This is a genomic window from Fibrobacter sp. UWP2 (genome assembly GCF_900141705.1).
Classification (GTDB): domain Bacteria; phylum Fibrobacterota; class Fibrobacteria; order Fibrobacterales; family Fibrobacteraceae; genus Fibrobacter.
The window spans coordinates 16,085-32,570 of sequence record NZ_FQYM01000023.1 but is presented as its reverse complement, the minus strand read 5'-3'; the positions used below and the strand labels follow the sequence as shown (position 1 = coordinate 32,570).

Here is a 16,486-nt window from a genome sequence, read left to right as displayed (position 1 = left end):
TAGGTACAATCAAGGATTAAAGGGTATGAACAAGTTTGGATTTTCCGTCTTAGGAGTTGCACTGGCTGCACTCCCGGTCATGGCACAAAGCGACAATCTGGTGCTCACTCCTCCTATGGGGTGGAACAGCTGGAACGTGTTCCACGAAAACATCAACGAAAAGCAGATTCAGGAAATCGCCGATGCGATGGTCTCTTCCGGTTTGAAGGATGCAGGCTACATTTTCTTGAACCTGGACGACAACTGGATGGATACCAAGCGTGATGCCCAGGGCAACCTCCAGAACAACCCGAAGACTTTCCCGAGCGGCATGAAGGCCATGGCCGATTACGTGCATAATAAGGGCCTGAAGTTTGGCCTTTACGGCGACCGCGGTAAACGCACCTGCCACCACTACAATAGCAACTGGCAAAGCGAAAGCGGTTCCAATGGCCGCGAGGTACAGGACGCCAAGAAGCTCGCCGAATGGGGCGTGGACTACTGGAAGTACGATAACTGCGATTCCGATCCGAAAACCCAGGAAAAAGATTACACTGCCATGTCCAACGCTCTCCGCAATTCTGGACGCGATATCGTGTTCAGCATTTGCATGTGGGAATACAAGGACTGGATGCCTAAGATTGCTAACTTGTGGCGCACCACCTTCGATATCGGTCCCGAATGGATTTCCACCTCTTGGTACCGTGGCGTCTACGAAATTATTGACGCGAACAACAAGTACTGGCAGATTGCAAAGCCCGGTCATTGGAATGACCCGGACATGCTCGAAGTGGGCAATAGGGGCCTCTCTTACGAAGAACAGCGCTCCCAGATGACGATGTGGTCTATCATGGCGGCCCCCATCATGATCAGTTCCGACGTGCGCAACATGAGCAACGAGACCAAGGAATTGTACCTGAATAAGGACATGATTGCCATCAACCAGGACTCCCTGGGTGTTCAGGGTCACCGCATCTCTGATGTGAACGGCAAGCAGGTCTGGACCAAGCCCTTGAAGAATGGTGACCTTGCCGTGGCACTCCTCAACAACAACAACTCTACCCAGACGGTCGAATGCAACTTTGCAGACATCGGCGTAGAAGGCGAAGTGGAAGTTCGCGATGCCTGGAAAAAGAAGGATCTAGGCCTCCTATCCCGCATTTCCGCTGAACTCCCAGCTCACGGCTCTGCTCTCCTCCGCTTGGTTCTCAAGCCGATTCCCCGCGAACCGTTCAAGGGTAAACCTCTCGCCATCCCAGGCAAAATTGAGATGGAAGATTTCGATGTGAACGGCGTGGGCCAGGGCAATACCTCCTATAACGAATTGGATCCCGAAAACCATGGCGACAGCGACTATCGTCAGGGTACGGGTGTCGACCTTTACAAGAAGGCTACGGGCGTTATCGTCGGCTACAATCAGGCGGGCGAATGGCTCGAGTACACTGTGAATGTCGCTAAGACCGCTACCTTCACCATGTACGCAGCCGTGGCATCGGCCAACAGCACCTCGAGTTTCAAGCTCTCCATGGACGGCGAGGACATTACCGAAGAAATCGCTGTGCCTGCCGCCTCTGAGGGCGAAGACAACTACGACGATTACAACAAGGTAAGCGCCGATGTGAACCTGAAGGAAGGCGAACACATCCTCCGCTTCACGGTGACCGGCGACTGGATGGATATTGACTACATCAACTTCGTTGGTCAGGGCGAGAAGGACCCGGATCCGATTGGTGGCAAGGACGATACGACCACGACCATCGGTAGAGTTGCCTACCAGGTTGAGCTGGTCCCGCGTGTCTACGGCGTGTACGGGTTGAACGGCAAACTCATGGGGAAGGTCTCTGCGACCAGCGCCCAGGAAGTCAACCGCGCCGCCCGCAGCATGGCCCGTGACCAGGCGTTCTACGTGCGCCGTCTCAAATAAGTTAATAACTCCATAACCACACCCATCCTAAGCACCTCAAGTTCCGGCTTGAGGTGCTTTTTTTTGCGTTTGTTGACAATAGTCGCTTTGCGTTTTTCTCAAAGGTAAATGTTTTACCTTGGGGCAAAACTCCCATGCAATACCTTATTTTTTAATATGCTCGTCAAGCGCACTAGTCCACCATGGACAAACTGTCCAAGGAATTAGGCTGTTTGGGGGCGAATATGCTTCTTGGGGAATATATCTTTAAATTGCCGTAACTTGGTGTTCGTGGCAAGGAGTAAAAAATGTTTGGAATGTTTGGAAAGAGGCTCGCCTCCGTTTTAGCGATTGCCCTCATTTGCGGGTCGACCGCATTCGCTATTGAAAATATTCAGGTCAATGGGAAGTCGCGCTCCATGATCGTGTATGCCCCGTCGGGCCTCGAGAAGGGTCGCCCTCTCATTATACAGATGCATGGTATGAACCAGGATGCCCCCTACCAGCAGAATGCTGCCAAGTGGGAGTCCATTGCCGATACGGCCCGCTTTGTGGTCGTGTTCCCCAACGGCGAGAACAAGGCGTGGGACATCGGAGGCGACAAAGACATCAACTTCCTCAAGGCGATCATTGACGAGATGGAAAAGCGCTACGGGATCGACAGGAAGCGCGTCTACGTTTCGGGCTTCTCGATGGGCGGCATGATGAGTTACCACGTGGCAAACAAGATGGGCGACCAGATTGCGGCCATTGCGCCTGTGTCGGGTGGCGGCGGCGTGAACTCGCCCAAGCGTGCCATGCCGATTATGCACACGCACGGCACCACCGACGACGTGGTGAACTACAACAGCACCGTGAATACCCTCAAGAACTGGGTCAGTGCGCAGAAGTGCTCCTCCAACTCTCAGAAAATCAAGCCGTATCCGTCAACCAAACCGGGCTCTGCTGCGTCGCTCGAAATCTGGAGTGGCTGCACCGATGGCGTTGAAGTTCGCCTGCTGACGATTGACGGCAAGGGCCACTGGTATTCCATGGACGAGGCCGTGAGCGTCAACACGAGCGTCGAGATTTGGAATTTTGTGAAGAACTACTCGCTTGACGGTTCAAGCATTACGCCTCCGGTCATTGTGCCTACGAACCGCGACAGCATTTTTAACGGCGGCTTCGACTCCAGCGCGGTGGCCTGGGATTTGCAGTTGCATGGCGACGCGCAGGCGACTGGAACCGCAAAAGACGGTAAGTACCAGCTGGACATTACCGCCGTCGGTACGCAGAATTACCAGGTGCAGCTCATCCAGCACGACCTGCGCCTCGAAAAGGGCCAGTGGTACGAAATCAGTTTCGACGCGAGCGCGGGTGCTGCCCGTACGCTCGAGGTGAACGTGGAACAGCATAACGACCCGTGGGCATCTTACCTCACCGAAAAGCAGAATTTTGAACTCGGTACCACCGCGAAGACATTCACGTTCAAGTTCCAGATGACTGTGGCCACCGACACCAACAGCCGTTTGAGCTTCAACGCGGGCGCCGCCACGGGGACGCTCACGCTCGACAACGTGGTGCTCAAAAAGACTACGGAACCCGACGATCCGCCCGCAGCCATTGGCCTGCGTGCAGGCGTAAGCATGACCCGCCGCTACAACGTGTTCGACATGAACGGCGTCTATTTGGGCCGCGTCGAGGGCGTGAACTTGCAGGATGCCCATGCGCGGGCTCGCGGGCTTGCGAAGACGAGCGGTGCGTACTTGCTCAAGGCAATCAGGAACTGATACATAACACACTCCTAACAACAGAGCCCGAGGCATTTACGCCCCGGGCTCTTCTGTCGAGTGCGGGGTATAAAAAAGAGCCCCCGCATTCGCGGAGACTCTTACCACCGTAAGGTGGCGGTGTTGGGGGAGGTTATGAATCCTTTTGCCTTATAGCACAAATCCTTATGGCATGGTGAACTGCTTCAAGAAATTCCAGCCCATCTGGCCGTCGCCTTCAGCGTGCGAGCCGCCCTGGATGGTGCAGAGACCGACCTTGACGCCGCCTTCGCAGTCTTCGTACATCTGGCAACCGTTACCCGGCGTGTTCTGCTTGGGGCTGTCTTTGCAGCCGTTCATCTTGGCCCATTCCTTCATATTGTTGACTGCGCCCATGAAGGTAATCGGCTTGCCCTGAACAACCTGGGAGAGTCCGCCGTCGTACATCACGATATTGTCGCTAGTGCCGCGGAAGTTGAGAATCGGGAAGGGACGTGCCGGTTTGCACTTGCCTGCATCGACGATTTCCTTGGCGAGGTCGAATGCGGAAGGTGCCGCGGCTGCATAAATATCGGCCATGAAGCAGCCTGCATAGTTGGACATGCCTCCACCCATCGAGAATCCGGATGCATAGATGCGCTTCGGATCGACGCAAGCCTTTTCTTGGATTTCTGCAATAAAATGTTTGGAGAAAGTGACGTCGTCTTCATCAGTGCAGCAGGGACCGACGTTCCAAGCCTGGACACCGCCCATCATGCCTCCTGCGGGGGTTTTCCCACCGTTGGGTGCTGCTACGATTGCGCCGTCGGCAAGGGCTGCTTTTACGGTAGAAGAACCATCAGCGTTGCTGGAACTACCTCCAATCGGGTGGTAGTAAACGAGCAGAGGTGCCGGCTTGTCGCCCTTGTAACCGTTCGGGAACTTGATGTCGATTTTACGACCATCCACAGTGATGGATGTGCCGGCCTTCATAGTCTTGCCGGAACAGTCGACCACTTCCTCTTGCTTGGACGAGGAGGAAAGTGCCGCTTCGGAAGATGTCGGAGTTGCGCTTTCGCTGGACTTGGGTTCGACTATAGAAGAAGTTCCCGGACCGTCGTTGCCTCTTTCCATTTTAACTTGGACATCGGTTTCCACTTCCTGGGTCATTTGGTGGATGGTGCTCTTGTAGCCGTCCAATGCGAACTGGAATGCCGGGAGCGGGTCTCCCTCCTTGAGGAGTACGCCCTTGCCGCCGATGATGTAGTTTGTGGTCGCATTGTCGATGCTTATACGGATGAACTTGGGGGTTGCGCTCTGGTTTTTGGCCATGTCAAAGCTGGCGGAACCGAAAATGTTGTGCAAAGTACGCTGGTAGGTGACTTTGCCGAGGGCGTTGATCGCGTAAATCTTGAGCGTCTTCGCGTTCACGTTGTTTACGGAGAGAATGTTCCCGTCAAAAAAGACCTGGCTTGCGGAGGTAAACGACTCGTTGAGGCCCGTTTGTTCGTCGCTAATGCTGAATGCACCTTGCGCGTCTGTTTTTGCAGTTACAGATGCAAAATTGAATGATGATATTTGAACGTTGGCTAGGGCGCGCCCTGACCCTGCAGAGGTCACTTTTCCTGTTATACTCCAAGCAAATGCAATAGAACTGCATATTGCCACTCCTCCCGCAACAGCAGCCATCTTTGGAAAAGCCATTTTTACTCCTTTTTTGAGTTTTTCCGGTTTTTCCAAACTTCCCAACGCCTAACCCTAAACTTAGAAGCCGTGGGCTTTTCGATAATGTAAAAAAAAAGGCTGGCCATGGACAATTTATCCATGGCATTTTTGTAAAAAGAAATTAACAAAATATGTTGGAATGTGGATATGTTGGAACGTTCCAATCGTTACAAAAAGTTCCGTAAATTTGAAGTCCTTATGGACAATCTGTCCATGAAACGTTTCGGGGCTTTTGAGATATATGTGTTTTCCCAGGGTACTTTTATTGATGGTTTGTATGGGATACTAAGTGTAACCATAACAAAGGATGTGGATTATGAATCAGATGCTCTCAAAAGCACCCAAGGCATTGGCGCTAGTGTTCGCTGTTGCCTCTTTCTCTTTTGCTGGCCCTGGCCTTGCCGATGGCGCAGCAAAGTTCGTGGGTAACATTACCCAGTCTAACAATTCTCCTGGTGCTAATGACCAATTTACCCAGCTCTGGAACCAGGCTACCGCCGAAAACGGCTGTAAGTGGGGCTCTGTCGAAGGTACCCGCGGCCGCTACAACTGGGCTGGCTGCGATGCTGCCTACAACTGGGCAAAAAACAATGGCGGGCATTTCAAGTTCCATGCCCTGGTTTGGGGCTCCCAGTACCCGAACTGGCTTCCTGGCCTGAGTGTTGACGAGACCAAGAAGGCGATTACGGCTTGGTTCGACGCGGTCAAGGATCATTATCCGGATATCGAGATGATCGACGTGGTGAACGAGGCTATCCGTGGTGGAAACGGCAATTACCATTCGGGTTACAACAATACCAAGATTATCCAGGCTCTCGGTGGCGACAATGGTGACTACGCCTTTATCACGACGGCCTTCAAGATGGCCCGTGATCGTTGGCCGAATGCAATTCTCATTTATAACGATTACAACACCATCCAGTGGGATGTTGACGGCGGCATCAATCTTGTCAATACGATCAAGAAGAATGGGGCCCCCATCGATGGTTACGGCTTGCAGGCTCACGACTTGATGACCAATGGTGGTAATGGTGGCGGTACCGGTGGTGGTGGCGACTGCATGAATTACAATACCTTCACGAGCACTATGGAAAAAATCCATAGCAAGACGAACAATATCCCCATCTTCATTTCTGAGTACGACGTCCCGAGTACCGATGATGGTATTCAGAAACAGTGCGTCAGTGAACAGTTCAAGTACTGGATGGAAGATCCGCATGTGGCGGGAATCACCTTCTGGGGCTATATTTATGGCCAGACATGGTTGGATTGTAATGGAAAGGCAAATGGTTGTTCCGGTCTCATCAGGAACGGTCAGGACCGTACCGCTATGACATGGTTGAAGGACTACCTCTCCAAGAACAAGGGCGTCAACGAGACTGGCCTTCCGACAGGTGACGTGACTCCGGTCCCGCCTGAACCGCAGCTCCCGTTCAAGGGCGAAGCCTTCGCTATCCCGGGCAAGATTCAGGCCGAAGACTTCGACATTCCGGGCAAGGGCAAGAACGAAGACGGTACGAGCAACCAGTCCTATGGCGATGATTCCGAAAACCACGGCGATTCCGACTACCGCAAGGATACGGGCGTAGACCTGTACAAGAAGAGCGGCGACCGCATTGTCGTGGGCTACAACCAGACCGGCGACTGGCTCGAATACACCATTAACGTGAGCGAAGCTGGCGATTACACCTTCTTTGCCGCCGTGGCCTCTGCGAACAATACTTCTAGTTTCCAGATGTCCTTGGATGGAAATGCTCTCACCGATAAGATTTCTGTGCCGAAGGCATCTTCTGGCGAAGAAAATTACGACGACTACAACAAGGTCTCTGCTAACGTGACTCTTCCGTCGGGCAAGCATATTCTCCGCATGGATGTGACCGGCGACTGGTTCGACATAGACTACTTCACCTTTGTGAAGGGCAAGGATGCCACCGACCCCGAACCGATTACACCCGATCCGCAGTTCGTGCAGCCGAACCTGCAGTTCGACAACACGCTCCAGCATTACTTTGTGATCGATCCGATGGGTGTCCGCATGGGCGTCATTAGCGGCTACGGCTTTGAAGCCGCTGGAGAGATGCTTCGCGAATCTCCCAGGGTGACGGCTTCGGGTATTTACTACCTGAAGAATCGCAAGACGGGCCAGATGTATAAGGTCCGCGTGGTTCGCTAATCGTAAGAATTCCTAATCCAAGTCCCGAAAGGGGCTGCCCAAAGAGTCTCCGAGCGATCGGGGGCTTTTTGCGTTTTTCCCCAAAAAAGCCGATTTTGAATGTAAAAAACATTGTCAAATTGTCCATGAGAAGTTGTTTTCGCGATGATTTAATAGCCATGTTTCAAGATATTTTCTGGATATGGAATTTATGTGGTGTAGATTCCTGTCACATAAGGGATGTGGATTATGAAATCAGTACATTCAATTGCTTCTAAGGCCTTGGCTTTTTCTCTTGCCACGGCGACTCTTTCTTTTGCCGCCCTCGCCGATGGCGGCGCCAAGTTCCTTGGCAATATCACGACAAGCAGCCAGATTCGTAGCGACATGGGTACTTACTGGAACCAGCTTACGAACGAAAACGGCTGTAAGTGGGGCTCCATCCATTCTGTTGACAATAGCGGAAAGAGCAAGTTCAATTTTAACGGCTTCGACAGCTGCGAAAACGGCTACAAGTGGGCAAAGGCCGAACCCGGTCGCCACTTCAAGTTCCATGCACTTATCTGGGGCTCCCAGAAGCCGGATTTCCTTTGCACGGCCAAGAACCCGGGCATTACGGTCGAAAAGACCAAGCAGTACATTACCGAATGGTTCGATGCCGTGGCGGAGAAGTTCCCTGATCTCGAGTTCATCGACGTGGTGAACGAGGCCATTTGGGCGGGCAACAACTACCACTCCGGCTACAACAAGCCCGCTAACGGTGCCGAAGGCATCAGTACCGACGACCCGAGCTGCGGTGGTACCTACATCATCGACGCCCTCGGCGGCGACCCGGTTGTGAACGGCAAGCACCAGTACACCTTTGTGAAGACCGCCTTCGAGATGGCTCGCAAGCGCTGGCCGAACGCGAAGCTCATTTACAACGACTACAACACCCTCTCTTGGCAGATGAACGAAGGTATCGAGATGATCCAGACCCTGCTCAAGAACGGCGCCCCGATTGACTTCTATGGTCAGCAGGCGCACGACTGTAAGGGCATGAGTAAGAGCGATTTTGAAAGCAAGATGACCCGAATCCATAACGAGACCGGCCTTCCGCTCCTCGTTTCGGAATACGATATCGGCGAAGCTGATGACAACAAGCAGAAAAACGACTATGCCAACCAGATTCCCTTCATGTGGGAAACGGAATGGGTTGGCGGCATCACCATCTGGGGCTACATCAATGGCGCCACATGGGCTGCCAATACCGGCATCATGGAAAAGGATGGCCGCAAGCGCGCCGCCATGGTGTGGCTGGAGGAATACTTTGCCAACAATCTCAACAAGGGCAAGAACACCACGGGCAGCATGACTACCGTGGAGCCCGAACCGCAGACTCCGTTCAAGGGCGAACCTCTGGCTATTCCAGGCAAAATCGAGATGGAAGATTTTGATATCCCCGGTGTGGGTCGCAACGAGGACGGTACGACCAACGCTTCTTATAGCGACGACTCCGAGAACCACGGCGACTCCGACTACCGCAAGGATACCGGCGTTGACCTGTACAAGAAGGCTACTGGTGTCATTGTTGGCTACAACAGCGAAGGCGACTGGCTTGAATATACTGTCGACGTGAAGGAGACGGGTACCTACACCATGTTCGCCGCCGTGGCTGCCGCTGGCAACACCTCGAGCTTCAAGCTCTCTATGGATGGCAATGACATTACCGAAAGCATCGCCGTTCCTGCGGCGAAGTCTGGCGAAGAGAACTATGACGACTACAACAAGGTCTCTGCCAATGTCAACTTGACCCAGGGCAAGCACATTCTGCGCTTTACTGTGACGGGAGCCTGGCTTGACATTGACTACATCACCTTCGTTGCCGGCGCAGATGCCACCGACCCGGAACCCATTAACAATGGCGGACAAACGATCATCGCGAATACGGTTCAAATGAATGTGCCTGTTCTTACTGATTACGACGTGTTCGACATGCAGGGGGCTTTCTTGGGACGCATGAGCGCCTACAGTTTTGGCGAGGCGGTTGATTACCTCAAAAACTCCGATGTGGCTAAGAGCCAGGGAATTTACTACTTCCGCAATCGCACTACTGGCAAAATGCAGTTTACTCGTATTGTCCGCTAGTACGCAAAGATCCTAATCCACGCCCCGAAAGGGGCAACCCGAATGCCTCCGAGAAATCGGGGGCGTTTTTTGATGTTTTTCGCAACTTCATTTTTTTTCATTTACAAAGGCATTGTCAAATTATCCATGAGAAGTGATATTCCTGATTGGATGTTTTTCATGGTTCGGGGTATCTTATAAATGAGGGATTATTTGGGTGTAAATCCTCAGTTTAAAATAAGGGATGTGGATCATGAAATCACTACAAACAATTGCAAGTAGAGCCTTGGCGATTTCTCTCGCCGCGGCTTCGTTTTCGCTAGCCGGCCCCGGTTTGGCTGATGGTGCAGCCAAATTCGTGGGTAACATTACCCAAAGTAACTCGGTTGGCAACGACTTTACCCAACTGTGGAACCAGGCTACCGCCGAAAACGGCTGTAAGTGGGGCTCCGTCGAGGGTACCCGTGGCCGTTACAACTGGGGCGCCTGCGATGCCGCCTATAACTGGGCAAAGAATAACGGTGGGCATTTCAAGTTCCACGCCTTGGTGTGGGGCTCCCAGTATCCGGGCTGGCTTAACGGCCTCAGCACGGACGAAACGAAGAAAGCGATTACCGCCTGGTTCGATGCGGTCAAGGATCATTACCCCGATCTCGAAATGATCGACGTGGTAAACGAAGCTATCCGCACGGGCAACAACAGCTATCATTCTCCTTACGGCAAGAACAACAATATCATTCCGGCACTTGGCGGCGACAACAATGGTGACTACACCTTCGTGACGACGGCCTTCAAGATGGCTCGTGAACGTTGGCCGAAGGCTATCCTCATTTATAACGACTACAACACCGTCCAGTGGAACAAGGACCAGGGCATCCAGCTTATCCAGACCATCAAGAAGAACGGTGCCCCGGTCGATGCCTACGGCTTGCAGGCCCACGACATGATGAGCCAGGGCGGTGGCCAGGGCGGTACCGGTGGCGGTGGCGTCTGCTTGAACATCAATACGCTCAAGAGCATTACCAAGGAAATCTGGGACAAGACCCAGACCCCGATGTTCATTAGCGAATACGACATTGCGACGACCGACGACAATATCCAGAAGCAGTGCTACTCCGAACAGATTTCCCACTTCATGGAAAACGAGCACGTTGCCGGTATTACCTTGTGGGGCTACATCTATGGCCGCACCTGGCTTGACTGTAACGGCACTGCAGGCGGTTGCTCCGGCATTATCAAGGACGGCAAGGACCGCGCCGCCATGGCTTGGCTCAGGGACTACCTCTCCAAGAACAAGGGCGTCAATACGACTGGCCTTGCCACGGGTGTCTTGACTGTTGTGGATCCCGAACCGCAGCTCCCGTTCAAGGGCGAGGCCATCGCCATCCCGGGCAAGGTGGAAGCCGAAGACTTCGACATCCCGGGCAAGGGCCGTAACGAAGACGGCACGAGCAACGAATCTTATGGTGACGATTCCGAGAACCATGGCGACAGCGACTACCGTAAAGATACCGGCGTAGACCTCTACAAGAAGGCGACCGGCGTTATTGTGGGCTACAACAGCGAAGGCGATTGGCTCGAATGGACCGTGAATGTGGCTGAAGCTGGCGACTACACCATGTTTGCTGCCGTGGCTGCCGCAGGTTCTACTTCTAGCTTCCAGCTTTCTCTTGACGGTAAGGAACTGACCAGCGTGATTTCGGTTCCTGCTGCAAAGTCCGGCGAAGAAAACTACGATGACTACAACAAGGTCTCCGCCAACGTGACTCTCCCGGCTGGCAAGCACATCCTCCGCATGGACGTGACCGGCGCCTGGTTCGACGTGGACTACTTTACCTTCGTCAAGGGTAAGAATGCTACCGACCCTGAACCGATTGCTGCCGAAGACAATCCCCAGTTTGCACAGCCGAGTTTCCAGGTCGATGAAAACAGCCTTCAGGACTACTTCGTGTTTGACGTACACGGCGTGAACTTGGGCGTCCTCTCTGCCTACGGTTTCGATGGTGCGGCCCAGATTCTCCAAACTACTGGCGATATCAAGAACTCGGGCATCTACTACCTGCGCAACCGCTTTACCGGCAAAATGCAGGCAGTCCGTGTTGCTCGCTAGTCCAAAATGATCCTAATCCAGACTCCAAGTGGAGTTGACACCTAAAAGGATTCCCGGGGTGCCCCGGGAACCCTTTTATTTACATTTTGTAAATGAAATATATTTTGCGGTGTAACAAATTACCCTCAAAAGGGGTTAAATTATAGCTGTTGAATCGAAAGATTCAAAGAAAAATAGGGTTGGTTATGGATCAGAGCCTCCGAGTTTTACTCGGAGGCTCTTTTGTCAAAACTCCAAAAGTATATCGCTTGCCCCCCTGTAAAACGGCTGCTCCAAAAAATAGTTTAAAGGAAAATAGGAGTACCGTTATGAAATGTTTGGATATGGGGCGCAAGGCCTCGCTTAAGGGCACGGTAGTGGCTTTTGTAGCCTTGTCTGCGACGACGGCTTTTGCCGACGCCACCCTCAAGGTGGATTTGACCGATAGCATCCGTACTGTGACGCACTGCGCGTCGGGAGCCCTTTACGGCATTACGGCGGATTTGCCCGCCGATGTCTCTGCCCACATTGCCCCGCTCAAGGGGAATGTCTATGTGCAACCCGCCATTAGCGGCAATGGGCATCAGCAGCCCATTGGTGACGCCTTTGACGTTGCCAAGCGTCTGGTGAACACTACGGGCAAGGTTCAGATTCGATTGGCCGACATCCTTCCCGGCTGGCCGTACCGCTGGCCCGGCAAGGATTCTTGGCTCAAGAGTGTCGAGGAGATTATCAAAAAGAAACTGAATTCCGGTCTTAACAACTTTGACGGCTACGAGATTTGGAACGAACCCGACGGCACTTGGAAAAACGAGAATGGCGATTTTTACACCAACTGCTGGAAGCCGACTTACGACTTGATCCGCAAGCTGGACCCGAAGGCTAAAATCATTGGCCCGTCGTATTCGTGGTTCAACTCCAACCGTGTGGATGAATTCCTCAAGTACTGTTCGCAGAACAACTGCTTGCCCGATGTGTTTAGCTGGCATCAGTGGGGCAGTGGCGGTTTTGTGGGAGCCGTGGAGAGCCTCCGCAATATCGAAAAGAAGTATAACATCTCGCCGCGTGCGCTTAGCATTAACGAATATTCTTCCGATACGCACACCTACGAAGGTGCCCCTGGCGTCTCGGTTCCGTACATTGCCAAGTTCGAACGTTACAATGTTGAAAGTGCTATGATTTCCTGGTGGTTCACAAACCTGCCTGGGCGTCTCGGCAGCCTCCTCACCGCAAGTAATCAAAAAGGGGGCGGTTGGTGGCTCTACAAGTGGTATGGCGACATGAGCGGCTACATGGCCCGTGTCACGCCGCCAAACGACAAGAGCGAAGGCGTTGATGGATTCGCTGCCGTAGACGCAAAGCAGAATTATGCTAGCCTCGTGCTGGGCGGAAACTCTGTGGGCAATGTGAACGTCGTGTTCGAAAAACTCCCGGCTTTCCTCGGGGGTAAAATGAAAGTCACCGTGGAACGTGTGACCTGGAAGGACAAGGATACGCCGGTGGCCTCGACCGAGCTCGTCTCCGAGAAAGAGATGACGCTTACGGGTTCAAGCCTTACGGTCCAGGTGAAAATTGAGAGCCAGTTCTATGGTTACCGCGTGTACCTCACTCCGATCGATGTGCCGCAGAATCCCTACAAGAACGTGGCTGCGTCCATCCCGGGCAAGGTCGAAGCCGAAAATTACGATGAGGCTGGTCAGGGTTTCTCGTACCGCGATACTGATTCCGACAACCAGGGTGGCGCCTATCGCGACGATGGTGTGGATATCGAGGAGGGCGGCGACAATTACGCCATCGGCTATACCATTGCCGACGAATGGCTCGAATACACGGTCGAGGTCGCCCAGGAGGGCGAGTACTTGATCAAGGCGAACGTCGCGAGCGGTAGCGAGACTTCCAGTTTCCAGCTGTTCATGGATGATGCCGAAATTACCGAGTCCTTTGCTGTTCCGCAGACGGGCGAGGACTGGAAAACGTACAAGGTGTTTGAACTGGGCAAAAAGACGCTTACGGCGGGCAAGCATATATTGAAGCTTGCGATTACCGGGAGCTACGTCAACATCGACTGGATTGAGTTTGTCGATGCCAAGGCGGCACAGGAGGAAGAGCAGATGGGCTTAACTTCCCTCCGCAGGACTCCGGGCAATACTGCCGTAGAAGCCCAATATTTCGACATGAACGGCAATCGCGTGAGCAAGGAGGCCACCAAGCGTCCAGGAGCCTATTTGGTGCGTGTCCCAGGATTTAAGACTTACTTAATCCGCACGGCAAAGTGATGTGAAAAATCATTCCCTACCTTGATTGAAGCAAACGGCAGTCTTAGGACTGCCGTTTTTTGTGGAACGGGAAGGATTATTCTACATTTAGCCCCACGATGGAACAGCCAGAGCAAAAATCCAAGCGTCCTTATTTCCCGGCGATAGACGGTTTGCGTCTGTTGGCGAGCATCAACATTGTGATGCTCCACCTGGGGAGCAGCAACGCCCTCCAGTACATGGCCGATTGCAAGTGGCTCATGCCCATTGTGAGCGCCCCCGCTTTTGCCGCGGGCATCTTCTACGTCTTTGCCGGGTTCCTCTTCGCAAGCAAGTTTAGCGACCCCGAGCGTAGCATTCCGGTTGTCCCGTTCATGTTCGCCCGTATTGCCAAGTTGTACCGCCTGCACTTTTTTATGACGCTCCTCATGTTTGTGGTGCTCGTATTCAAGTTCAGCGGCTATGCGCATTTGCCCTCCTTTGGCGAGATTCCCGACTGCTTTGGCAAGGGGATTGCGAATATGGTGCACCCCTGGCGGAGCCTCGTTTTGCACCTGACTCTCGCCTGGTCCGTTGTCCCGGACTTGGGGATGAAACTGAACGAGCCTTCGTGGTCGCTCACCAGCTTTTTTGTGTGCTACGCCATTACGCCCTGGTTCAGCCGCTGGCTGTTCAAGCAGAACCGCCGCACGCTCTGGGTGCTGTTCGGCACGGTGTTTATCCCGGGAATCCTGTGGGCAGTGGTGTTCGGTGCTACGGGCAACCTGTGGTTTGACGGCTATGCCGCCAAGTACCGTTTTTTCCACATGTTCGCGCCGGTTCGCGTGTTCGAGTACATTTTTGGCATGGTCATTTACCGTCTGTATGCTGAGGGCTGCTTCGAGTTTTTGAAGAGGGACTATGTGAGCGGCATGGTGCAAATGTTTTTGCTCTGGGCGCTGTACGGGAGCCTCTTCCTTTTGAGCCCGCAGTGGAACCCCGGGGTCAACTACTTCCTTCACCATAGCTTGCCCATACTCATTTACGGTCTCTTTGTGCTCTCGCTTCTCTCGGGCAAGGGCTTCATGGCGCGGTTCTTTTGCATTGGGATTGTGCGGAAGGTCGGCAGGGCCAGTTTTTACCCGTACCTCATCCATTTGCCGCTCATTACCATCGCCTGGGGCATTTGTAACTTGAATACTCCCAAGAATACTATCATTTTCATGGTCTTTGTCTACACGGTGAGCACGCTCTACATGGAGTTCAAAATCTGGAAAAAGAAGCGAGCCAAGGCGAAAGCCGCCCGTTAACGCTTCTCGTTCTTGACGCGTCGGCCCATGAGGTCGAATGTGCCGTGCGGCCCCGAGCTGCGCGGCTTTTTGTTTAGCTGGTTTGCGCGCTTGAGGGCAGTGGTATTGTTGCCGTGGTTCTCGATTTCTTCGGCGGTGGCGAGGCGCACCTTGAGCGAGAGCTTGGTGAACTCGATGGTGTAGTGGCCGCTGCTGTCGGGCCAAATGGCCTTGTCGCCTTGGTCCATTACTATTTTGCCCTTGACGGCTGTTAGCGGGCCGCCGAGCTTTACCTTGAGCGGGATGCTCTCGGGCATATTTTCGCTGGGCAACTTCCAATCGAGTTTAATTCCGGCGTCAATGTTGGCGGATTCACCCAAGGCTTCGCTGACGGCGTCCAGCGTAAAGTGCGCCATGTAGTAGGCTCCGATGGTGCTGAACGAGGCGACCCACATCTTGTTGTCGCGGGCGTGCTGGATAATCTTCTTGATGTCGGCGGGGTCGATGGCGTAATCGTCGTTGTCTTGCGCCACGCCGTGGTTCAAGACAACCATCCATTCGCCTTCGGGGCCGGGGGGCGATTCCCAGGAAGGGAGCCCGCTAAAGTCCGCATTCCCTATGCAGGTATCTAGGGCGACGGTGATGTCCTCGGGCTTTTTGGACGAGCGGAGCCAGGTGAGGGCGGGGAACTTGAACCAGTTTGGCTCCTTGTTCCAGCCGTTTCGGTATGCCCAGTCGCCGCAGTCGCGGTTGATGAAGTGCTTTTGCTTGATGACGGCGGTGACGTCGTCACTGTTGGCGCAAAATGGCGTGGCGAAGGCGGTAATTTTGGGTGCCGGGATGCCTTTTTCGAGACTCTCCGCAAAATTCACGATTTCCTTGGTGAGGGAATCCGCCGAAAGCCCGGTCAACGTGGGGTGGGAGAGACTGTGGTTCCCTATTTCGTGGCCCGCCTGGGCGAGGGCTGCGAGGTCGTTTGGGTTGTTTTGCCAAACCGAACTGAATCCCGGGATAAAAAAGGTGACGGTGACGTCGGGCATCTTGTCCAAAATGGGCTTCAAGTTGTCAATCTGGTTCTGCATGCCGTCGTCAAAGGTGAACGAAACGGCGCCAACGTGCCCGTTCCAGGGGACAGTGGTAATCGGGCCTGCCGCCATGGCGAAACCTCCGCCGGCGAACGCTGTCGCCAAGGCTATCTTAAAAAAACGTGACATTTAGCACACTCCATCTTCATTATAATTTTTTTTACTCAAAAATGGCGCTTTGAAACGGATTTGTTACA

At 53.4% G+C, this 16,486-nt stretch carries 9 protein-coding genes; 7 read left to right on the top strand and 2 right to left on the bottom strand.

All coding sequences use genetic code 11. The features are described from left to right. Window positions 1-25: 25 nt before the first annotated feature. Window positions 26-1,903, top strand: a complete 1,878-nt coding sequence (locus BUB55_RS10600; RefSeq protein WP_083596980.1) for a carbohydrate-binding protein — start codon at window positions 26-28, stop codon at window positions 1,901-1,903. Window positions 1,904-2,190: 287 nt separating this feature from the next. Beyond that, window positions 2,191-3,651: a carbohydrate binding domain-containing protein gene (locus tag BUB55_RS10595; RefSeq protein WP_073190988.1), complete on the top strand. Its 1,461-nt coding sequence runs from the start codon at window positions 2,191-2,193 to the stop codon at window positions 3,649-3,651. Between the two features lie 165 nt (window positions 3,652-3,816). On the opposite strand, the gene BUB55_RS10590 is transcribed toward BUB55_RS10595, so the two are convergent. Then, on the bottom strand, window positions 3,817-5,313 hold the full coding sequence (locus tag BUB55_RS10590) for a hypothetical protein (RefSeq protein ID WP_073190984.1): 1,497 nt from the start codon (window positions 5,311-5,313) through the stop codon (window positions 3,817-3,819). Between the two features lie 337 nt (window positions 5,314-5,650). Here BUB55_RS10590 and BUB55_RS10585 point away from each other — a divergent pair, with 337 nt between their 5' ends. From BUB55_RS10585 to BUB55_RS10565, 5 genes are all read left to right on the top strand, one after another. Continuing rightward, window positions 5,651-7,507, top strand: coding sequence for an endo-1,4-beta-xylanase (locus BUB55_RS10585; protein ID WP_234971903.1), 1,857 nt, complete (start codon window positions 5,651-5,653; stop codon window positions 7,505-7,507). 228 nt (window positions 7,508-7,735) lie between these two features. After that, complete coding sequence (locus BUB55_RS10580) at window positions 7,736-9,613, top strand: cellulase family glycosylhydrolase (protein ID WP_073191015.1); 1,878 nt, start codon at window positions 7,736-7,738, stop codon at window positions 9,611-9,613. Window positions 9,614-9,845: 232 nt separating this feature from the next. Then, window positions 9,846-11,702, top strand: a complete 1,857-nt coding sequence (locus BUB55_RS10575; RefSeq protein WP_073191012.1) for an endo-1,4-beta-xylanase — start codon at window positions 9,846-9,848, stop codon at window positions 11,700-11,702. A 308-nt stretch (window positions 11,703-12,010) separates the two neighbouring features. Next, entirely contained in the window at window positions 12,011-13,957 is a 1,947-nt protein-coding gene (locus BUB55_RS10570) for a carbohydrate-binding protein (RefSeq protein WP_073190981.1), read from the top strand. A 98-nt stretch (window positions 13,958-14,055) separates the two neighbouring features. Then, window positions 14,056-15,225, top strand: a complete 1,170-nt coding sequence (locus BUB55_RS10565) for an acyltransferase family protein (RefSeq protein WP_073190978.1) — start codon at window positions 14,056-14,058, stop codon at window positions 15,223-15,225. Here the strand turns inward: BUB55_RS10565 and BUB55_RS10560 are convergent. Further along, window positions 15,222-16,418 carry a polysaccharide deacetylase family protein gene (locus BUB55_RS10560; protein ID WP_073190976.1) on the bottom strand — a complete coding sequence of 399 codons (1,197 nt, stop codon included), beginning with the start codon at window positions 16,416-16,418 and terminating at the stop codon, window positions 15,222-15,224. The two genes, BUB55_RS10565 and BUB55_RS10560, sit on opposite strands and share 4 nt — an antisense overlap. Window positions 16,419-16,486 lie beyond the last annotated feature (68 nt).